Origin of the sequence: Agromyces ramosus, assembly GCF_004216665.1 — a bacterium.
GTDB lineage: Bacteria > Actinomycetota > Actinomycetes > Actinomycetales > Microbacteriaceae > Agromyces > Agromyces ramosus.
Genome location: NZ_SGWY01000002.1, coordinates 735921 through 757044 on the forward strand (window position 1 = coordinate 735921; position 21124 = coordinate 757044).

Sequence of the window (21124 nt, forward strand, 5' to 3'; positions counted from 1 at the left end):
GCAGCGCGTCGGTCAGGATCGGAGCTTCGAGGCCAGGCACCACCGTGTCTCCCTTCGACGGTGGTCCGATTCTAGACGTGTCCGTTTTCCGGAATGTTTCGCGCACTGGCAGGCTTGAGGGGAGGAGATCCATGCACATCGAACGAGTCCGCGACGCGGCATCCGACGCCGTGGCCGACTACGCCCGGCTCACGGACGTGACGCTGCGCAGCGCGCACGAGCCGGCCAACGGTCTCTACATCGCGGAGTCCGCCAAGGTCATCCGCCGCGCGATCGGCGCCGGCCACCGTCCGCGTTCGGTGCTCATGGAGGAGAAGTGGCTGGCGGGCCTCGAGCTCTCGCTCGACGCGTTCGACATCCCCGTGCACCTCGCCGACCCCGAGCAGCTCGAGGCCATCACCGGGTACCGCGTGCACCGGGGCGCCCTCGCCGCCTTCGAGCGCCCCGCGCTGCCCGATCCCGCTGCGCTGCTCGCGAACACGCGCCGGGTGGTCGTGCTCGAGGACATCGTCGACCACACCAACGTCGGCGCGATCTTCCGCTCGGTCGCGGCGCTCGGGGCCGACGCGGTGCTGGTGAGCCCGAGGTGCGCCGATCCGCTCTACCGTCGCAGCGTGCGGGTGAGCATGGGCACGGTGTTCCAGGTGCCGTGGACCCGGCTGCCCGAATGGCCCGAGGCCGCACGGATGCTGCACGCCCACGACGTCTCGATCGCCGCCCTCGCCCTCGCCGACGGCGCGGTGTCCCTCCGCGACCTCGCGGCCGATCCGCCGGAGCGACTCGCGCTCGTCTTCGGCGCCGAAGGCGACGGACTCAGCACGAACGCGATCGAGGCCGCCGACCACGTCGTCACGATCCCGATGGCGCACGGCGTCGACTCGCTCAACGTCGCCGCGGCGGCCGCCGTCGTGCTCTACGCCCTCGCGGTCGATCCCGTGCCGGCCGAGCCGGCCGGAGCCGGGCGATGAGCGCCGGCTCGAGCACGGCGAGGCCGAGCGCACGCGTGTACCGCCGGCGTCGCATCGTGGTGTTCAGCGCCCTCGCCATCGTGCTCGCGCTGTTCACGACCGGTGGCGTCTACTCCGCGAATGCGCTCGGCGCGCCCGTCCCCGCGGCCCAGCCGGCCATCACCGACCCGGCACCCGTCGCTGCGGCTCCCCAGTCGCTGAGCCTGCCCGGCTTCGGCACCTTCGCGGTGGGCGGGGTCGGGTTCGAGGGCCTCCTCGCCGCCGGCGACGAGCAGCGTCCGATGCCGATGGCGAGCATCACGAAGGTCATCACGGCCCTCGTGGTGCTCGACGCGAACCCGATCCCGGCGGGCGAGGGTGGTCCCGACATCACCTACACCGACGCCGACGTCGACATCTACTGGGACCAGGTGGCACAGAACTCGTCGGTGGCCCCGGTGGTCGCGGGCTCCACGCTCTCGCTGCGCGAGAGCCTCGAGGCGATGCTCCTGCCGTCGGGCGGCAACTACTCGATCTCGATCGCGAACTGGGCGTTCGGGTCGGTCGACGGCTTCCTCGAGCGAGCCCGCGCCTGGCTCGACGAGCACGGCCTCGTGAACACCCGCCTCGTCGACACGAGCGGACTCTCGCTCGACGACGTGAGCACCGCCGCCGAGATCGTGGAGCTCGGGAAGCTCGCCATCGCCGATCCGACGGTCGCGGAGATCGTGGCCATGCCGTCGGCGGACATCCCCGAACTCGGCACGGTGAAGAACGGCAACAAGCTGCTCGGCGCGCACGGGGTCGACGGCATCAAGACCGGCACCACCGACGACGCCGCGAACCTCCTGTTCTCGGCGGACTACGCGGTGGGGGCATCGAGCGTGACGGTCGTCGGGGTCGTGCTCGGCGGCGCCACCCACGCGGTGCTGAACGAGGCCATCGCCGCGCTGCTCGACTCCATCGCGCCCGGCTTCCACGAGGTGACGCCGCTCGAGGCGAACCAGGTGCTCGCGCAGTACGAGACCCCGTGGGGCGAGACGGCGCGCGCGCGCACGACCGGCGGGGCATCCGTCGTCGTGTGGAGCGACACCCCGGTCGACGTCGAGGTGCACGCCGACCCCCTGACGCTCGCGAGCCGGGGCGACGAGGTCGGCACCGCCGTCGTGCGCGCCGGCTCGCAGGAGATCACGGTGCCGCTCGTGCTGGATGCGTCGCTCGAGGAACCGGGCGCCTGGTGGCGCCTCACGAACCCCGGCGCCCTCGACGCCCCGGAGGTGGCTCAGTCGGGCAGCGAGTAGGGACCGGCATCTGGGCGCTTCGCCGAGATGAGGTCGCCCGACGACTGGTGACGGACGCGGCGCAGCACCCATGGCACGAGGTACTCGCGCGCCCACGAGAGGTCCTCCACGCGCGCCTGCCGCCAGGTGCTCGTGGGCAGCGGTTCGGGCTTCATCGGCTCGAAGTCGTTCTCGACGTTCAGCGCGGCGAGCACCATGCGGGCGACCTCGTGGTGGCCGAGCGAGTTGAGGTGCAGCCGGTCGGGCGACCACATCCGCTGGTCCTGGATCTCGGTGAGCGCCCACTGGTCGGCGACGATGCAGTCGTACTTCTTCGCGATCGTGCGGAGGTTCTCGTTGTAGATCGCCACCTTGCCGCGGATGCCGCGGAAGACCGGCGAGAAGCCCACGTCCACCCCCGTGAAGAGCACGATGGTCGCGTGGTCGCGTGAGAGCCGCTCGATCGCGTACTCGAATCGGGCCGAGATCTCGTCGGGATCGGTGCGAGGCCGGATCACGTCGTTGCCGCCCGCCGAGATCGTGATGAGATCCGGTCGCAGCGAGAGCGCGGGCTCGAGCTGCTCGTCGATGATCTGCTGGATCAGCTTGCCGCGCACGGCGAGGTTCGCGTAGGCGAAGTCCTCGCTGCCCTGCGAGAGCGCCTCCGCGACGCGATCCGCCCAGCCGCGGTGGCCGCCCGGCACGGTCGACTCGGGGTCGCCGATGCCCTCCGTGAACGAATCGCCGACGGCGACGTAGCGGGACCAGGGATGCTGCTGCGTGACCATGCCCTCCATTGTGCCAAGGCTGCGGGTTCGAGGATGTCGGACCGCTCCGCTACCCTCGAATCCAGTGAGCACCGCGACCCCCTCCGGCCACCAGCCGGGCACCTCGGCTGCCGAGCACCTCTCCCCGTCCTTTCCCGAGCGCGCCGCGTGGGGCACCGCGAGCAAGCTGCGCGCCTGGCAGGCCGAGGCCCTCGAGCAGTACCTCGCCGAGATGCCGCGCGACTTCCTCGCGGCCGCGACGCCCGGCGCCGGCAAGACCACCTTCGCCCTCCGCCTCGCGGCGGAGCTGCGCTCCCGGCGGATCATCGACCGCATCACCGTCGTGGCGCCGACCGATCACCTGAAGCGCCAGTGGGCGGATGCCGCGGCGCGCGCCGGCATCCGGCTCGACCCCGGGTTCCGCAACGCCCACGGGCAGAGCGCCCGGCACTTCCACGGCGTCGCCGTGACCTACGCCCAGGTCGCCATGCGGCCCGCGCTGCACCGCGAGCTCACGATCTCCGGCCGTACCCTGGTGATCCTCGACGAGGTGCACCACGGCGGTGACGCGCTCTCGTGGGGCGACGCGATCCGCGAGGCGTTCGAACCGGCGACGAAGCGCCTCTCGCTCACCGGGACCCCGTTCCGCTCCGACACGGCGCCGATCCCGTTCGTCCACTACGAACCCGACGCGCGGGGCGTGCGGCTGTCGCAGACGGATTACGACTACGGCTACGGCCGGGCACTCGCCGACGGCGTCGTGCGCCCGGTGCTGTTCATGATCTACGCCGGTCACATGCGCTGGCGCACGAAGGCCGGCGACGAGATGGAGGCACGGCTCGGCGAGGACAACACCAAGGACATCACGTCGTCGGCGTGGCGCACCGCGCTCGAGCCCACCGGCGAGTGGATCCCCGCGGTGCTGCAGGCCGCCGATCGACGGCTGACCGAGGTGCGGCACGGCATCCCCGACGCCGGCGGGCTCGTCATCGCGACCGACCAGACGGTCGCAAGGGCCTACGCGCAGATCCTGGAGGGCATCTGCGGCGAGCCCGTCACGGTGGTGCTCTCCGACGAGAAGGAGGCGAGCGCGCGGATCGAGGAGTTCTCGTGCGATACGCGCCGCTGGATGGTCGCGGTGCGGATGGTGTCCGAGGGGGTGGACGTGCCCCGGCTCGCAGTGGGCGTCTACGCGACGAGCGCTTCGACGCCGCTGTTCTTCGCGCAGGCGATCGGCCGGTTCGTGCGCGCACGACGCCGTGGCGAGACCGCCTCGGTGTTCCTGCCGAACGTGCCGACGCTCATGAACCTCGCGGCCCAGCTCGAGCTCGAGCGCGACCACGCCCTCGACCGGCGCAGCGGCGACGGCGACGACGGCCTCGACGACAGCCTGCTCGAGTCCGCGAACCGCGAGGAGCGCGCCTCGGAGGAGGCCGGCCTCGGTACCTGGGAGGCGATCGGGTCGGATGCCTCGTTCGATCGCGTGCTCTACGACGGCACCGAGTTCGGCACGCTCGCCGAGCCCGGCAGCGACGAGGAGTACGACTTCATCGGCATCCCGGGTCTGCTCGAGCCCGAACAGGTGTCGGAGCTCCTGCGGCACCGGCAGGCGCGACAGGCCCGTCGGGCGGGAGAGCGCCGCCGGCACGCAGCCGAGTCCGAGGAGTCCGGCCGTGCCGAACCGGTGGCGCTCTACCGCACGCTCAAGGAGCAGCGGTCGCTGCTCAACAGCCTGGTCGGGCTCTGGGCGCGCCACACCGGCGAGGCGCACTCCCAGGTGCACGCTGAGCTCCGCCGGGTGTGCGGCGGTCCGGCGGTCGCGCAGGCCACCGTGACCCAGCTGCAGGCGCGCATCGACCTGCTTCGCCGGCGACTCGGCAGCCGCTGAGCGCCGAGCATCCGCCCCCGGGCGAGCGGACGCCGCATCCGGGTCCGTCGTCGCAGGCGTGTGCGAGCATGGGCGGATGGACCGACGCACCCGGGTGCTCGTCGTCGCGATCGTCGTCTCGTTCATCGCGTTCCTCGACGGCGCGGTCATCAACGTGGCGCTGCCGTCGCTCGCCGCGGAGCTGGGCGGCGGGCTCGCGTTGCAGCAGTGGGCCGTGGACGCCTACCTGCTCACGCTCGGCTCGCTCATCCTGCTCGCGGGATCCTTGTCCGACTCGTACGGCCGGCTCCGGATCATCCGCATCGGCCTGTACGGGTTCGCCGCCACGTCGGTGCTGTGCGCGCTCGCGCCCACCGGGGTCGTGTTCGTGATCGGCCGCGCCCTGCAGGGCGCGGCGGGCGCGCTCCTCGTGCCGAGTTCGCTCGCCCTCATCGTCGCCACCTTCCCGCACGCGGAGCAGGGTCGCGCGATCGGACGCTGGACGGCGTGGACGACGAGCGCGTTCCTGATCGGGCCGCTGTTCGGCGGCGTGCTCGTCGACCTCGTCTCGTGGCGGCTCGCGTTCTGGATCAACCTCGTGCCCATCGTCGCGGTGCTCGTGCTCATGCGCGCCCTCGGTCGCGACGAGCCGAACCCCGACCATGAGCGGATCGACTGGATCGGCGCGGCGCTCTGCGTCGTCGGACTCGGCGGCACGGTGTTCGCGCTCATCGAGCAGGGCCGCTTCGGCTGGGGCTCGCCCATCGTGTTCGTGCCGCTGGTCGTGGGGCTGGTCGCCCTCGTCTCCTTCGTGCTGTGGGAGCGGCGCGCGCCGCAGCCGATGCTGCCGCTCACCCTGTTCCGCGAGCGGAACTTCGCCGCGGGCAACCTCGCGACCGTCTTCGTCTACGCCGCGTTCTCGCTCGGGCCGTTCGTGATCACGATCTTCCTGCAGGAGACCGGCGGCCTCTCCGCGACGATGGCGGGGCTCGCGACGCTCCCGCCGACGATCATGCTCGTGCTCCTCGGCTCGTGGTTCGGCGGGCTCTCCACGCGCTTCGGGCCGCGGATCTTCATGACGCTCGGGCCGATCATCGTCGCGGTCGGCTACCTGCTCACCCTCTCGGTGCAGGTTGACCTGAACTACTGGCTGCAGTTCCTGCCCGGGATCCTCGTCGTCGGCCTCGGCATGGCGATGACGGTCGCACCACTCACGGCGGCGATCCTCGGTGCGGTGGATCCCGCGCGGGCGGGCATCGGCTCGGCGGTCAACAACGCGGTCGCACGCATCGCCGGCCTCGTGGCGATCGCGAGCCTCGGCGTGATCGTCGGCACACAGCTCGATGTGGGCGGATACCACCGCGCGGCCATCGCCACCGCCGTCTTCCTCGTCGTCGGCGGCGTCATCTCCTGGCTCGGCATCCGCAACCCGGTGCCGTCGCCGGATGCCACCGGAGCGACGCCGCAACCCGACGCGCCGTCGACCGGCACCGCGCACGTGCCGCCGCACGGGGTCGACTGAGGGAGTCGGGTCAGCGCACGGCGCAGTCGCTCCCGCGCCGGCGGCGCGCCCGGGTCAGGCGGTCGCCTCCGCCTCGGTCGGCGCCACGAGGCCGACGAGCTCGGCGGCCGCGTCGAGGGCGGCCATCAGGTCGGCCGTCAGGTCGTCGACGTGCTCGAGGCCGATCGACAGGCGCACGACGGCGGCGCCGGGCTTCGCCTCGCCGGAGACCGGTCGGTGGGTGAGCGACGCCGGATGCTGCACGAGCGAGTCGACACCGCCGAGCGACACGGCGTGCGTCACGAGCTCGCACGACTCCGTGAACCGGGCAGCGGCGTCGTAGCCGCCGGCGAGTTCGAGCGCGATGATCGAGCCGGGGCCTGCGAGCTGGCGGCCGATGAGGCCCGCGGGATCCTGGCCGGGCAGGCCCGGGTAGTGCACGCGCGCCACGGCCGGGTGGGCGAGCAGGCGCTCGGCGAGCACTGCGGCGGTCGCCTGCTGGGCGCGCACGCGAACGGGCAGGGTGCGCAGGCCCCGATGCAGGAGGTAGGCGCCCATCGGGTGCAGCAGGCCACCCGTCAGCGCGCGGACGCGGCGCAGCCGTTCCACCCAGTCCCGGTCGGCGGCCACGACGCCGCCCATCACGTCGCCGTGTCCGCCGAGGTACTTCGTGGCACTGTGCAGCACGAGGGTGGCGCCGAACTCGGCGGGCCGCTGCAGCACTGGGGTGGCGAACGTGTTGTCGACGAGCACCGGCACGTCGCCGGCGGCATCCGCCACCTTCCGCAGGTCGAGGAGCTCGAGGGTCGGATTGGCCGGGGTCTCGACGATCACCAGGCCGGTGTCGGGCTCGATGGCCGCGGCGATGCCCGCGGCATCCGTCCACGTCACCCTCGTGCCGAGCAGGCCGCCCTCGAGCACGTGATCGGTGCCGCCGTACAGCGGACGCACCGCCACCACGTGCGGCGTGCCGGCCGACGCGATGGCGATCAGCGTCGCCGCGAGCGCCGCCATGCCGCTCGCGAACGCGACCGCGCCCTCGGTGCCCTCGAGGCCGGCGAGGGACTCCTCGAACCGGGCGACGCCGGGCTGCCACAAGCGCTGGTAGACCGCGGAGCGCCCGTCGCCCAGGTCGTGCCCGGTGGCGAGCTCCTCGTAGGAGAGCCCGCCGGTCTCGACGGAGCCGAGCGGGTTCGTGGTGGAGAAGTCGATGACGGGAACGTGGGATCCGCTCGCTCGGACCCCGGTCATGCCGCCGTGGACGGCGCGGGTCTCGAACTGCGACGACGATGTCTGCATGCCTTGAATGAAGCAGAAGCTGTGACAAACAGCAACTCGACCTGCACGATCAGTGCGATACACTCGAAATCTCGCAGCTTCTGCAATCCGATCCCGGGGGAGTCCACACAATGGCGCAGAAACCCGAACTCGACCGCGTCGACCGAGCACTGCTCCAGGCGCTGTCGACCAATGCGCGGGCCTCGGGCGCCGCACTCGCCGCCGAGGTCGGCGTCGCCGAATCAACGGTATCGCTCCGCCTTCGTCGCCTGCAGAGCCTCGGCACCGTGCGCGGCTACCGGGTTGAGGTCGACCTCGCCTCGCTCGGCGTGTCGCTGCAGGCGCTGATCGCGATCCGGCTCGTGAAGCACGATCGCAGCGAGATCGACGCGTTCCGGGCGCAGGTGCCGCACCTGCCCGGCGTGCTCGGGGTGTTCCACATGGCCGGGGCGGAGGACTACCTGCTCCACGTGGCCGCGCGCGACGCGGAGGAGCTGCGGGAGTTCGTGCTCGCGCACCTCACGGGGCATCCCGCCGTGGCCCACACCGAGACGAACCTGATCTTCGAGCACGTCGACGGCGACGGCTGGAACAAGCTCGTCGGCTGAGGCGTCATCAGCCGATCGTCGTGCCGAAGGCGAGGCCGAGCAGGTAGGTGACGGCTGCCGCGCCGAGGCCGATGCCGAGCTGGCGCATCGCCCGCTTCATCGGCGACGCGCCCGAGAGCAGCCCCACCGTGGCGCCCGTGGCGAGCAGCGCGATGCCGACGAGCACGGTCGCAGTGATGATGGCCGCCGCACCGTCGAGGCCGAAGATCCAGGGCAGCACGGGGACGAGCGCGCCCGATGCGAAGAACAGGAAGCTCGAGATCGCCGCCGAGAGGCCGGTGCCGACCGCCTCGTCGTCCTGCGCCACGACCGCGAGGGCGTCGGTGGGGGCCTGCAGCTGGCCGGCGGCGTGCACGCGCGCCACGACCAGCGCGGCGTGCTCGCGGGCCGCGGCCTCGTCCATGCCGCGGGCGCGGTAGACGAGCGCGAGCTCGTTCGCGTCGATGTCGAGGTCGACGAGCGCCTCGCGGGTCGTGGGGTCGGGCGCGGATGCCTCCAGCAGCTCGCGCTGCGACCGCACCGACACGTATTCGCCCGCTCCCATCGAGAGGGCTCCGGCGAGCAGCCCGGCGATGCCGGTGAACAGCACCACTGACGCCGGGACGCCGGTCGCGCCGATGCCGAGCACGAGGGCGAGGTTGGAGACGAGGCCGTCGTTCGCACCGAAGACCGCAGCGCGGAAGGTGCCGGCGAGGCGCCGTCGTCCGCGGGCTGCGAGGCCGCGCACGACCTCGCCGTGGATGCGCTCGTCGGCGGCCATCGCGGGGGTCGCGTCGGGGTCGGATGCGTACGGCGACCGGGCCTCGGCGCGCTGCGCGAGTGCGAGCACGAAGATCGAGCCGAACCGGCGAGCGAGGGCCCCGAGGATTCGCGTACGCACGTCGGCGCGGGGGGTCCGGTCGTCGTCGCCGTCGAGCAGGGCGAGCCAGTGGGCTTCGTGGCGTCCCTCGGCGGCGGCGAGCGCGAGCAGGATCTCGCGCTCCTCGCCGTCGCGGCGCGCGGCGAGCTCGCGGTAGACCGCGGCCTCCGCCCGCTCGTCGGCGAGGTACCTGCGCCACCTCGCCCGGTCGGCCTGGGTTCCCGGCCGCTGCTCGTCGATCATCTGCTCCACATCCCCTGGGGGAGCCGCGGACGCTCGCCGAGGCTCCCGCTCCGTCACGTCGCTGCCGCCTGCGCGGCCTCAGCCACGATATCCGCGCGCGGCGCGCCATCCGCCCGATTCGCCGGGATTGGCAGCATTTCGGAGCGCCGAAGCACAGCCGCGGCTCAGGGCTCCCGTGGAGCGGTGACGAAGTCGATGAGCTCCTCCACCCGGCCGAGCAGCGCGGGCTCGAGGTCGCCGTAGCCGCGCACCCGGCCGAGGACGTGCTGCCACGCGCGTGCGATGTCGGCCTGGTCGGCGTGCGGCCATCCGAACGCCTCGCAGACGCCGTGCTTCCACTCGGTGCCCCGCGGGATCACCGGCCACGCCTCGCGGCCGAGCCGGGCGGGCTTCACCGCCTGCCAGACGTCGACGAACGGATGCCCCACGACGAGCACGTGCCGCCCGTGCGGGCCGCGCCGCACCGCGTCGGCGATGCGCTGCTCCTTCGAGCCCGGAACGAGATGGTCGACGAGGATGCCGGCGCGTCGTCCGGGGCCCGGCCGGAAGGCATCGAGCTGCTCCGCGAGCACGTCGACCCCCTCGAGGTACTCCACGACGACCCCCTCGACGCGGAGGTCGGCGCCCCAGACCTTCTCGACGAGCTCCGCATCGTGCCGGCCCTCGACGAAGATGCGGCTGGGCAGCGCGACCCGCGCGTCAGCCCGCTCCACGGCGAACGAGCCGGAGGCCGTGCGCAGACGTCCGGACGGCGCCTTCGGCGCCGGTGCGACGAGCTGCACCGCCTCCCCGTCGACGAGGAACCCGTGTCCGAGCGGGAACATCCGCGTCGCGCCCCGGCGATCCTCGAGCGTGACCGTGCGCCGGTCGACCGCCACGACCGCGCCGCAGAACCCGTTGGCGGCGAGCTCGACCACGAGGTCGCGCTCGGCCTCGACAGTGGGGATCGTGCGGCGGCCACGGCCCCGCCAGTCGCCGGCGAGCACGTCGGCGCCGTAGCGGTCCGGTCCGTTCGAGTCGTGGGGCGCAGTCGGCACCGGTCGAGGCTAGCGGACGTCCCGTGGGCGGGCGGCGCCGACACGGGGCGGGGCGCGATTCGGGTGGGTCACTCCGCCGGGGTCGCGGGCGTCGCGGGCGATGCCGCGACCGTGGAGCGTCGTCGCAGCAGCAACGTCCACACCGCGCCCGCCAGCGCGACGGCGGCCCCGACGGCGAGCGCCCACCGGATGCCGAACGGATCGGCGACCAGGCCGAGCAGGATCGGTCCGATCCCCAGGCCGAGGTCGATCGCGGCACTGGCGGTTCCGGATGCGACGCCGCGCTGCGACGGCGAGGCGGTCGCGAAGATCGCGGAGAAGAACGCGGGCGTGCTGAACGACACGCCGACCGCGGTGACCACGGCGCCCAGCAGCAGGCCGGCCGGCGACGGCCACGACGCGGCGAGCACGAGCCCGAGGGCGATCGTGCCGAGCGCCGCGGCGCCGAGGGCGAGTGGCGGCAGGCGATCGGGGACGCGTGCGAAGGCGAGGCGGCAGACGACGACCACGCCGCCGTACACGAGCAGCACGAGGCTCGCGTTCGCGACGCCGACTCGCACGGCGTACAGCGAGGCGAAGGCCAGGAACCCGCCCATCGCAACGAGCGAGGCGAGGAAGCCGAGCGTGATGGGCAGGGCGGGGCGGTGGATGAGGTGACGTTCGCCGTCGTCGGACGGCCCGCCCGCCCGCGTCTCGCCGACGAGCAGGGCCAGGCCCGCCGCCGCGACGGCCAGGGCGGCGGCGCCCGCCCACGCGAGGCCGAATCCGGACGTCCGCACGAGGACCTCGCCGAGGGGCGGACCGAGCGCGACGCCGAGGTAGAGGCCGAGCGAGTTGTACGAGAGCGCCTCGCCGAGGCGCGCGGGCGGCGCGAGGTCGGCGAGGGCGGCGAACCCGGCGACGAAGAACGCGGCCTCGGCGACGCCGGCGAGGAGCCGGAGTGCGACGATCACGGCGAAGTCGTCGGCGACGCCGATGAGCGCGAGGCTCGCGGCGGCGAGCAGTGCTCCGGCGAGGAGGAGGGGGCGGCGGCCGTACCGGTCGGCGAGTCGTCCGGCGACCGGCCGCAGCACGAGCGCCGAGAGCGCGAAGGCGCCGAACGCCAGCCCGGCCGCGGCCTCGTCGCCGCCGACCGGGCCGGTCACGTAGAGGGGCAGGCCGAAGATGGCGACGCCGCCGGCGGTGAAGTAGCAGAGCTCCGCGACGCCGAGCGCGATGAACGACGGCGTGAACAACCGCTCCGTCGCCGGCGGGCGGGTCATCGCGTGACCCCTTGGCCCGGCGCGGATCGGCTCGGCGATCGTGGATCGCGGGCATCCACGACCTCAGGATATTCCCGTGGGCAGTCGCCGGCGGGTTCAGCGGAAATCGCGCGAGCGGGTTGGGGCCGACAGGATGAGGCGCTCGAATCGGTCGGCCACGAGGTTGGTCACCCCCTCGGGCGAGCGCTCCAGGATGCCGCGCACGATCATGGCCGGCGCCTCGCGGGCGATGCGGCGGTATCGGTTCCACACGCCGACGCCCGCGATCACGTTGAGCGTGCCCGACTCGTCCTCCAGGTTCATGAAGGTGATGCCGCTCGCCGTCGCCGGCCGCTGACGGTGGGTGACCACTCCGCCCACCTCGATGCGCCGGCCGCTCTCTGCATGGCGAAGCAGGTCGATGCGGATCGCACCGCGCTCGTCGAGCTGCTGGCGGATGTGCCGGATCGGATGGTCGTCGGGCGAGATGCCCGTGGCCCACAGGTCGTACACGACCTGCTCCGCCGCGCTCAGCATCGGCAGGAGCGGCGGCTGCACGACGACGATCGAGCCCGCGAGGAACTCCTCGCGGTCCTCCGCAGCCTCGCCCGCGAGCCAGAGCGCCTCGCGCCGCTGCAGGCCGAAGCCGTCGAACGCACCCGCCGCGGCGAGCGCCTCGAGCTGCTCGGCGTTCAGGCCGGCCCGGCGCGAGACATCGGCCATATCGCGGTACGGTCCGCGCTCCTCGCGTTCGGCGATGATGCGCTCGGCCACGGTCGTGCCGATCGAGGAGACGTCGGCGAGCCCGAGCCGCACCGCGAACGCTCCGTCGCGCCGGTGCTCCGCGGAGCGGTCGGGTGCGCTCCGGTCGAACCTGCCGATCGGCGGCTGCGCGGGGTCGGTGCATCCGCCCATGCCGGTCGGCACGCGGCGGAGTCCACCCGCGTGGTCGTCGGTCGCCGAGCCGGTCGCCGCCCCGGCTGCGCACGCGGCGTCGCCGATCGCCTCGAGCCCCGCGTCCACGCCCGACCGGAGGATGTCGGGCCGGAGCATCTCGACGCCGTGCCGCCTGGCATCGGCGGTGAGCGTCTGCGGCGAGTAGAAGCCCATGGGCTGGGCGCGCAGGAGCGCGGCGAGGAACGCGGCCGGGTAGTGCAGCTTCAGCCAGGAGCTCGCGTACACGAGCAGGCCGAAGCTCAGGGCGTGGCTCTCGGCGAAGCCGAAGTTCGCGAACGCCTCGATCTTGGCGTAGATCGAGTCGGCCACCTCGGGCTCGATGCCGTTCGCGGCCATTCCCGCATAGAGCTTCGAGCGGAGCTTCTCGATCTTCTCGACCCCGCGCTTCGACCCCATCGCGCGGCGCAGCAGGTCGGCGTCGGCCGCGCTGCAGTCGCCGACGGCGACGGCCATCTGCATGAGCTGCTCCTGGAAGAGCGGCACCCCGAGCGTGCGGGCGAGCACCGGCTCGAGCTTCGGATGCAGGTAGCTGACGGGTTCCTCGCCCGTGCGCCGGCGGATGTAGGGGTGCACGGCGCCGCCCTGCACCGGTCCGGGCCGGATCAGCGCGATCTCGACCACGAGGTCGTAGAAGCAGCGCGGCTGCAACCGGGGGAGCGTGCCCATCTGCGCACGGCTCTCGACCTGGAACACCCCGATCGAATCGGCCCTGCAGAGCATGTCGTAGACGGCCGCCTCCTCCTTCGGGATCGTCGCGAGCTCCCACTCCTCACCGGTGTGCTCGCGCACGAGGTCGAACGTGTACTGCAGGGCGGCGAGCATGCCGAGGCCCAGCAGGTCGAACTTCACGAGGCCCATCCACGCGCAGTCGTCCTTGTCCCACTGCAGCACCGTGCGGTCCTCCTTGCGGGCGTGCTCGATGGGGCACACCTCGCCGACCGGCCGGTCGGTGAGCACCATGCCGCCCGAGTGGATGCCGAGGTGCCGTGGGAACGTGAGCAGCTGCTCGGCGAGCTCGACGACCGGGCCCGGGATGTCGTGGTCGTCGGTGGAGACCACCGCGCCCCAGCGCTCGACCTGGCGCGACCACGCGTCCTGCTGGCCAGTGGAGTACCCGAGCGCCTTCGCCATGTCGCGCACCGCGGCCTTCGGCCGGTAGCTGATGACGTTCGCGACCTGTGCGGCGTTGTGCCGGCCGTACTTGCCGTAGACGTACTGGATGATCTCCTCGCGCCGATCGGAGTCGAAGTCGACGTCGATGTCGGGCTCCTCGTCGCGCAGGGCGGAGAGGAACCGCTCGAACGGCAGGTCGAAGAAGATCGAGTCGACCGCCGTGATGTCGAGCACGTAGCAGACCGCCGAGTTCGCGGCGGAGCCGCGCCCCTGGCACAGGATGCCGCGGCTGCGTGCCTCGCGCACGAGGTCGTAGACGATGAGGAAGTAGCCGGGGAAGTCCTTCCGCTCGATGACGTCGAGCTCGCGGGCGAGCCGCTCGCGCACGTGGTCGGGCAGGCCGGGGTAGCGTTTCTCGGCGCCGGCCCAGACGAGCTCGCGCAGCCAGCTCATCGGCGTGTGGCCCGCGGGCACCTCCTGGCGCGGCAGGTGCGGGCGCGCGCTCCGCAGCCGGAAGCCGAGCTCCTCGGCGAGCGTCACCGAACGGGCGACCGCGCCAGGGTAGCGCTCGAAGCGACGCATCATCTCGGCTCCGCTGCGCAGGTGCAGGCCGTCGGAGGCGGGCAGCCACCCGTCGAGCTCGTCGAGGCTGCGCCGCGCCCGCACCGCCGCGAGCGCGGAGGCGAGCCGGTGCTCGCCGGGAGTGGCGTAGTGCACCGCGTTCGTCGCGAGGAGCGGCAGCCGGGCGCGTTCGGCGAGCCCGGCCAGCGCGTCGTTCGCCTCCTGGTCGAGCGGATGCCCGTGGTCGAACAGCTCCACGACGACGTTGTCGCGCCCGAAGAGCGCGACCAGCCGGTCGAGCTCGCGCCACGCGGCATCCGGCCCGCCGTGCGCGAGCGCCCGGCGCACCGCGCCCTTGCGGCATCCGGTGGGCACCACCCACTCGCCGCCCGAGCGCTCGGCGAGCTCCTCGAGCGCGTACGTGGGCCGGCCCTTCTCGCCGCCGGCGAGCTGGCCGGCGGTGATCGCGCTCGCGAGGCGGTGGTAGCCCGGCTCCTGCCGTGCGAGCACGAGCAGGTGCTCGCCCTCGGGGTCGGCCACGCCCATCTGCGGCTCGCTGAGCCCGAGCGAGAGCTCGGCGCCGAACACGGTCGCGAGCTCGGGGAAGCTCTCGGCCGCCTCGGCGAAACGCACGATCCCGTAGAAGCCGTCGTGATCGGTGACGGCCAGGCCGGAGAGCCCGAGCCGGTGCGCCTCCTCCACCAGCTGCTCGGGCGTGGAGGCGCCGTCGAGGAAGCTGAACGTGGAATGCGCGTGGAGCTCGGCGTAGGGCACGATCGGCCCGGCCGGCGCCTCGAGCCCCTCCGAGGGGCGGTACGGATGCCGCTTGCGGCTCCACGCGGGGCTGTCGCCGCCGTCGGCGATGAGCGACGGCCCGCCCGGACGTCGCTGGTCGGAGAGCTTGCGCTCGAGCTCCGACCACGGGATCGACGGATTGTTCCAGCCCATCGCTCACCCCGCCTGACGATCCACGGTCATCAGTCGTACCTCGCCTCGGCCCACCAGCCTTCGCGGTCGCGTACGAGGAGCCACGCGCAGCCGTCGTCGTCGACGACCTGGAACCGGTGCACGCGCTTGGCGTGCTCGGCGTCCCACCAGCGCTCCACCACCGGCCATGGGCCGGCCCAGGCCCGCACCGGCGCCGCCTCGCCGCCGCCGACCGCGAATCGCTCGGGTGCTGCTGAGATCGCTCCGCGCGCGTCGATCGCGACGATCTCGCCCCGCCCGTCGAGGAGGGCGATCGGCAGCCGCTCACGGAAGACGCTCGCGGGTGCGAGCGCGGGCAGGCTCCCGGGCCACGGCGCGTCGCCCGTGCGCTCGGGCGGGCGGTCGCCCCACGGCACCAGCACCTGGCGGTCGGCGAGCATGCGGCCGCCGCCGATCGTCGCGGTGACCACGGCCTCGTGCCCCAGCATGCTCTGCACGCGGGTCAGCCCGTGGTGCACGCGCTCGTCGGGCCCGCCGCCCCACAGCCCCTCCTCGTGGTTGCCCGTGGAGTCGATGCGCTCGGGCACGACCCGCAGCCGCACGATCGGCGACGCCAGCCCGCTGTCGACGGTGCCCGCGCCCTGCAGCTGCCACCGCACCCGGTCGACGACGTCGCCCGGCGTGAACCATCGCGGATGCAGCCAGCTGCGGCTCGAGTGCCCGCCGCCCTCGTCGTCGAGCTCGATGCGCAGGCCCGTGCACACGAGGCGCACCGCCCGCATGCGCTCGATGAACTCCTCGGCGCCCACCCGGAACGCGAACGCGAGCTGGTCGACGCGGTCGAGCGGTGGCTCGAAGTGCTGCTCCACCTCGAACTCGGGCGGGGGCGTGCGTGCCACGACCCGTGCCTGCTCCCGCCCCGCCGCACGGTCGTGCGCGAAGGCGCCGGACGCTCCGAAGCGACGCCGCACGTCGTCGGCGGGCAGCGCGGCGAACTCGCCGAGCGTGCGCACCCCGAGCCGGTTGAGCAGGATCGCCGTGCGCGGGTCGACCACGAGCGCCACCGGCAGCGGGGCGATGAAGGCGGCGGATGCCTCGGGGGGCACGATCTCGACGGACTCGCGCGCGGCGCGTGCGGCCTGCTCGGCCGCGAACGGCCCGTCGGCGATGCCGACCCGGGCGCCCGGCACCCCGAGCTCCGCCACGGTCGCGAGGAGGGCCGCCGCCGCGGCCTCCTCGCCCCCGTAGTAGCGCGCGGGACCCCGGGCGCGCATCGCGAGCGTGCCGGGGCGGATCAGCTGGACCCCGGGCACGGTGGCCTCGACGCGTCGCACGACGGGTTCGAAGACCCGCATGTCGAGCGCCGCGTCGTAGTCGAGCACCGTGAGCCCGGGGGAGCGGTACTGCGCCTCGCGCAGCTTCAGTCCGCGAGCGACGCCGTCGCGGCGCGCGGCCGGCGAGCAGGCGAACACGAGGCCGCCCTCGGTGAGGGCGATGGGGGCGGCCGGGTCGAGCGACTGCTCGCGGCACGCCGCGAGGATCGGCCAGTCGGGGCACCACAGCACGATGGTGCGGCCGGGGTCGGCGCTCATCCGGTGGCCCTCCGCTCGAGGTCGTCGAGGCGGACCGGCTCGGTCACGTCGGGGGCGGCGACCTCGTCGACCGGGGCGAACTCCAGCGAGCGCCCCGGAAGCCGCAACCGCGACCTGGCGCGGCGCACGAACTCGCCGCGGCCGGCCGTGCTCACCACGACCTCGCGTTCGGCGAGCCGGCCGTGTCCGCGCTCGAGGCCCTGCCACTCGCTCGCCTCGACCCCGAGCCGGGCGTCGCTGCCGGGCCACTCGCCCGCGACGAGCAGCGTGGTGCCGCGTTGGCGGAGCCGGGCCTGCAGGCGACTCGACTCGGCGGGGGCGATACGGCCGGCCGGCCGCACCGCGACCACGGGGATGACGTCGGCGAGCGCGGCGACGACGGTGAGCCACTGCCGCCCGGGATCGGGCACGAGCACGAGCCGCTCGAGGGCGATGCCGAACCGGGCCGCCGCCTCGACGCCGAACTCGGGCATGCCGGCCACCGCGACCCACCGGCCGCTCGCGCTCGGCCCGGCGAGCAGCGCCATGAGCAGCGTCGTCGAACCCTCGACCTGCACGACCGTGCCCTCGCGGAGCGTGCCGCCCGGCAGCACCGACTCGAGGGCCGGATGCGTCGGCACGGCCTTGGAGTCGAGCCGCGTGGCCTGCATCCCGCGGATGCGGGCCTGCAGCTCGTCGACGCGCGCCGGGCGGGGCGCTGAGGCGAGGGGAGCGGTCATGGTCATACCCCAGTTTCGAACATACGTTCGAATCCGGCAAGTCGAGGATGCCGACCGTCCACCCCGCGTTCCGGGGGTACCGAGGCACGACCTCGAGGCTTCGTGGAGGCCGCGGATCGACGCCGCACCCGGAAACGCGAGAAGGCCGGATCACCATGATCCGGCCTTCTCGACAACGCGTGCGCGAGGGGGGACTTGAACCCCCACGCCCGTTAGGGCACTAGCACCTCAAGCTAGCGCGTCTGCCATTTCCGCCACCCGCGCGTTGTTCCAGGCCCTCGATCGCTCGGAGGCCCGAGAGAAGACATTAGCACGGATTCCGAGGCGCCTCGAACGCCGCCAGGGCGCCGCTGGCCCGCCCCGAGCGCGGCGGCTACGGTGAATCGCATGGCCGAGTCATCCGCAGTCCAGCAGCCGACCACCGAGCTCGACGAGACCGCGGTGATCGCCAGGGATCTCATCCGATTCGACACGACCAACTACGGGGAGGGGCGCGCGAAGGGGGAGCGCGAGGCGGCCGAGTACGTGGAGGCGCGGCTCGCCGCGCTGGGCCTGGCACCGCAGCTCTTCGAGCCGGAGCCGCGCCGGGCGAGCGTCGTGGCGCGCGTCCCGGGGCGCAACCCCGACAAGCCCGCGCTCGTGCTGCACGGCCACCTCGACGTGGTGCCGGCCGATCCGCGCAACTGGAGCGTCGACCCGTTCGCCGGCGAGGTCCGCGACGGCATGCTGTGGGGGCGCGGCGCCGTGGACATGAAGGACATGGACGCGATGATCCTCACGGCGCTGGGCGACATCATCGGGTCGGGCTCACTGCCCGAGCGCGAGCTCGTCGTCGCGTTCTTCGCCGACGAGGAGGCGGGCGGCGGGGTCGGCGCCAGCTGGCTCGTCGACCGGCATCCCGAGCTCTTCGACGGCGCCACCGAGGCGATCAGCGAGGTCGGCGGCTACTCGATCACGGTCGGCGGCGAGCGCGCCTACCTGCTCCAGACGGGGGAGAAGTCGCTCATCTGGGTGCGGCTCGTCGCCCACGGCGTCGCCGCCCACGGGTCGCGGCTGATCCGCGACAACGCCGTCACGAAGCTGGCCGAGGCCATCGCCCGCCTCGGCCGCACGGAGTGGCCGCTCCACCTCACCGACACCACCCGCGAGCTCCTCGCCGCCATCGCCGACACCCTCGGAGTGGATCCCGCGCGGGTCGCGCCGGATGAGCTCGCCGTCGCGACCGGCTCGGCCTCGGGGTTCATCACCGCCACCCTCCGCACCACCACGAACCCGACGAAGCTCGACGCCGGCTACAAGCACAACGTCATCCCCGATCGCGCGGAGGCCCTCGTCGACATCCGCACGCTGCCCGGCGAGGAGGACGCGGTGCTCGCCGAGGTGCGCGAGATCATCGGCGACGACATCGAGATCGAGTTCGTGCACCGCGACGTCGGCCTCGAGTCCTCCACGTCCGGACCCCTCGTCGACGCCGTCACCCGGTCGCTCGCGACGCACGACCCCGGGGCACGCGTGTTCCCCTACCTGCTCTCGGGCGGCACCGACAACAAGTCCCTCTCGCGGCTCGGCATCGCGGGCTACGGGTTCTCGCCGCTCCGGCTGCCGGCCGACCTCGACTTCCCGGCGATGTTCCACGGGGTCGACGAGCGCGTGCCGCTCGACGCACTATCCTTCGGGAGGAGGGTCCTGACGGACCTCCTGCTCGACTACTGACCAACGACCGGTCTCGTTCCTCCGGCTTCCGCGGAGGCGGAAGGCGGACACCAACGTGCTCGAAGCGCTCATCCTCGGATTCGTGCAGGGACTCACCGAGTTCCTCCCCATCTCGTCGAGCGCGCACCTGCGGATCCTGGGCGAGTTCCTCCCGGGCGCGCAGGATCCGGGCGCCGCGTTCACCGCGATCACCCAGCTCGGCACCGAGACGGCCGTCGTCGTGTTCTTCTGGCGCGACATCGTGCGCATCGTCTCGCACTGGTTCAAGGCGCTCTTCGGACGGATACCGCGCAACGATCCCGACGCACGCATGGGATGGCTGATCATCGTCGGCTCGATCCCCATCGTGGTGCTCGGCATCCTCTTCCAGGACGAGATCGAGACGACGTTCCGCTCGCTCTGGATCGTCGCGACGATGCTCGTGGTCTTCGGCATCATCCTCGGCCTCGCCGATTGGGCGGGCGCCAAGAACCGCACGCTCGACCACCTCACGATCCCGCACGGCATCGCGTTCGGGTTCGCCCAGGCCCTCGCGCTCATCCCCGGGGTCTCCCGCTCGGGCGGCACGATCTCGGCCGGGCTCTTCCTGGGCTACGAGCGCGCCGCGGCGGCTCGCTACGCCTTCCTACTCGCGATCCCAGCGGTGTTCGGGAGCGGTTTCTTCCAGCTCGCGAAGAGCCTGGGGGAGCCCGCCGTGTACGGTCCGATCGAGACCGCCGCGGCGACGCTGGTCGCCTTCGTGGTGGCCATCCTCGTGATCGCGTTCTTCATGAACTACATCTCACGGCACAGCTTCCTGCCGTTCGTGATCTACCGCATCCTGCTCGGCGGCACGATCTTCGCGCTGCTCGCGACGGGCGTCATCGACGCGTGACGGATGCCGCGGCATCCGCTCGATCGGACCGTCAGGAGCCGTCGCGCGGTCGCCACGGCTCGTCGCGCGGACCCTCGCGCCCGTCGGCGCGGCCCTCGGGCCCCTCGCCGCGGCGGCGCAGGTAGCGCTCGAACTCCTGGGCGATGGCCTCGCCGCTCGCCTCGGGCGCGTCGACCGCGTCGCGCGCCTGCTCGAGCTGCGTGATGTAGCCCGCCATGTCCTCGTCGTCGGCCGCGAGTGCGTCGACGCCCGCCTCCCACGCCTTGGCCTCGGTCTCGAGGTTGCCGCGCGGGATGCTGAGGCCGGTGAGCTCCTCGAGCTTGCCGAGCAGGGCCAGCACGGCCTTCGGGGACGGCGCGTTGTGCACGTAGTGCGGCACGGACGCCCAGAGCGACACGGTGGGGATGCCGACGCGCTCGGCCTGGTCGGCGATGACGCTGAGGATCCCGACCGGCCCCTCGTAGCTCGACCGGTCGACGCCGAGCGCCTCGCGCACCTCGCGGTTCTCGCTCGACGCGAACACCGACAGCGGACGCGTGTGCGGGGCGTCGGCGAGCATGGCGCCGAGCAGCACGATGCCCTCGATGTCGGCCGTGAGCGCGGCATCCACCAGTTCGGCGGCGAAGCCCTTCCAGCTGCGCGCCGGCTCGGCGCCGATGAGCACGTGCAGGGTCGCGGCCCCGGGTCCGGTGACCCGTTCCTCGTCGTCCGAGGTGGGGGTGCCGCCCGGGCCGAGGATCGCGGCGCCGGGCCATTCGAGGCGCCGCGAGCCGTCGTCGCCGACGACGACCGTGGGCCGGGTGAACTGGTAGTCGAAGTAGAGCTCGGGGTCGACCCCGGCGATCTCGACCAGGCCGAGCCGCTCGGCCAGGAGCTTCGCCGCCCCGGTCGCCGCTTCGCCCGCGTCGTTCCATCCCTCGAAGGCGACGACGAGCAGCCTTCCGCCCTCGAACCCGGCCGGCTGATTCACTCCAGGTGCCCCGCTTCCCGCCCCGGACGCCCGGGGTCCCTCCCACAATAGGCCGTGCCCGTAGACTTGC

At 73.1% G+C, this 21124-nt stretch carries 16 protein-coding genes and 1 tRNA gene; 7 read left to right on the forward strand and 10 right to left on the reverse strand.

Translation table 11 applies throughout. The features are described from left to right. Positions 1-131 precede the first annotated feature (131 nt). Together EV187_RS10055 and EV187_RS10060 are read left to right on the forward strand one after the other, a co-directional pair. Positions 132-968: a TrmH family RNA methyltransferase gene (locus tag EV187_RS10055; protein WP_130352900.1), complete on the forward strand. Its 837-nt coding sequence runs from the start codon at positions 132-134 to the stop codon at positions 966-968. Next, positions 965-2248, forward strand: coding sequence for a D-alanyl-D-alanine carboxypeptidase family protein (locus tag EV187_RS10060; RefSeq protein ID WP_130352901.1), 1284 nt, complete (start codon positions 965-967; stop codon positions 2246-2248). The genes EV187_RS10055 and EV187_RS10060 overlap by 4 nt, the downstream gene beginning before the upstream one ends. On the opposite strand, the gene EV187_RS10065 is transcribed toward EV187_RS10060, so the two are convergent. Then, the gene (locus EV187_RS10065) at positions 2230-3015 is read right to left on the reverse strand and encodes an SGNH/GDSL hydrolase family protein (RefSeq protein ID WP_130352902.1); all 786 of its coding nucleotides are present in this window, start codon (positions 3013-3015) and stop codon (positions 2230-2232) included. The genes EV187_RS10060 and EV187_RS10065 overlap by 19 nt on opposite strands. 64 nt (positions 3016-3079) lie before the next feature. Between EV187_RS10065 and EV187_RS10070 the strand changes: the two genes are divergently transcribed. Further along, complete coding sequence (locus tag EV187_RS10070) at positions 3080-4882, forward strand: DEAD/DEAH box helicase (RefSeq protein ID WP_242609531.1); 1803 nt, start codon at positions 3080-3082, stop codon at positions 4880-4882. Between the two features lie 76 nt (positions 4883-4958). Further along, a complete protein-coding gene (locus tag EV187_RS10075) occupies positions 4959-6383 on the forward strand; it encodes an MFS transporter (protein ID WP_130352904.1) in 1425 nt (474 codons plus the stop codon). 54 nt (positions 6384-6437) lie between these two features. Here the strand turns inward: EV187_RS10075 and EV187_RS10080 are convergent, their stop codons facing one another. Next, positions 6438-7661 carry a trans-sulfuration enzyme family protein gene (locus tag EV187_RS10080; RefSeq protein ID WP_130352905.1) on the reverse strand — a complete coding sequence of 408 codons (1224 nt, stop codon included), beginning with the start codon at positions 7659-7661 and terminating at the stop codon, positions 6438-6440. 110 nt (positions 7662-7771) lie between these two features. On the opposite strand from EV187_RS10080, the gene EV187_RS10085 reads away from it, so the two are divergent. Next, positions 7772-8248, forward strand: a complete 477-nt coding sequence (locus EV187_RS10085; RefSeq protein ID WP_130352906.1) for an Lrp/AsnC family transcriptional regulator — start codon at positions 7772-7774, stop codon at positions 8246-8248. A gap of 7 nt (positions 8249-8255) precedes the next feature. Here the strand turns inward: EV187_RS10085 and EV187_RS10090 are convergent, their stop codons facing one another. The 7 genes from EV187_RS10090 to EV187_RS10120 form a co-directional block, all read right to left on the reverse strand. Beyond that, positions 8256-9350 carry a VIT1/CCC1 transporter family protein gene (locus EV187_RS10090; protein ID WP_130352907.1) on the reverse strand — a complete coding sequence of 365 codons (1095 nt, stop codon included), beginning with the start codon at positions 9348-9350 and terminating at the stop codon, positions 8256-8258. Between the two features lie 164 nt (positions 9351-9514). Next, a complete protein-coding gene (locus EV187_RS10095) occupies positions 9515-10387 on the reverse strand; it encodes a DUF3097 domain-containing protein (protein ID WP_130352908.1) in 873 nt (290 codons plus the stop codon). 68 nt (positions 10388-10455) lie between these two features. Beyond that, positions 10456-11649 (reverse strand): MFS transporter, encoded by a 1194-nt coding sequence (locus tag EV187_RS10100; protein WP_130352909.1) that lies wholly within the window; start codon positions 11647-11649, stop codon positions 10456-10458. A gap of 96 nt (positions 11650-11745) precedes the next feature. After that, positions 11746-15207 carry an error-prone DNA polymerase gene (locus EV187_RS10105; RefSeq protein ID WP_130352910.1) on the reverse strand — a complete coding sequence of 1154 codons (3462 nt, stop codon included), beginning with the start codon at positions 15205-15207 and terminating at the stop codon, positions 11746-11748. Positions 15208-15236: 29 nt separating this feature from the next. Beyond that, complete coding sequence (locus EV187_RS10110) at positions 15237-16778, reverse strand: DNA polymerase Y family protein (RefSeq protein ID WP_130352911.1); 1542 nt, start codon at positions 16776-16778, stop codon at positions 15237-15239. Further along, positions 16775-17497 (reverse strand): hypothetical protein, encoded by a 723-nt coding sequence (locus EV187_RS10115; protein WP_130352912.1) that lies wholly within the window; start codon positions 17495-17497, stop codon positions 16775-16777. Before EV187_RS10115 ends, EV187_RS10110 begins: the two co-directional genes overlap by 4 nt. A 180-nt stretch (positions 17498-17677) precedes the next feature. Continuing rightward, positions 17678-17761 (reverse strand) — tRNA-Leu (locus tag EV187_RS10120). A gap of 123 nt (positions 17762-17884) precedes the next feature. Here EV187_RS10120 and EV187_RS10125 point away from each other — a divergent pair. Then, positions 17885-19210 carry a M20/M25/M40 family metallo-hydrolase gene (locus EV187_RS10125; protein WP_130352913.1) on the forward strand — a complete coding sequence of 442 codons (1326 nt, stop codon included), beginning with the start codon at positions 17885-17887 and terminating at the stop codon, positions 19208-19210. A gap of 55 nt (positions 19211-19265) precedes the next feature. Beyond that, positions 19266-20084: an undecaprenyl-diphosphate phosphatase gene (locus EV187_RS10130; protein WP_130352914.1), complete on the forward strand. Its 819-nt coding sequence runs from the start codon at positions 19266-19268 to the stop codon at positions 20082-20084. A gap of 31 nt (positions 20085-20115) precedes the next feature. Here EV187_RS10130 and EV187_RS10135 read toward each other — a convergent pair whose 3' ends face one another. After that, entirely contained in the window at positions 20116-21054 is a 939-nt protein-coding gene (locus tag EV187_RS10135) for a PAC2 family protein (protein ID WP_242609532.1), read from the reverse strand. Positions 21055-21124 lie beyond the last annotated feature (70 nt).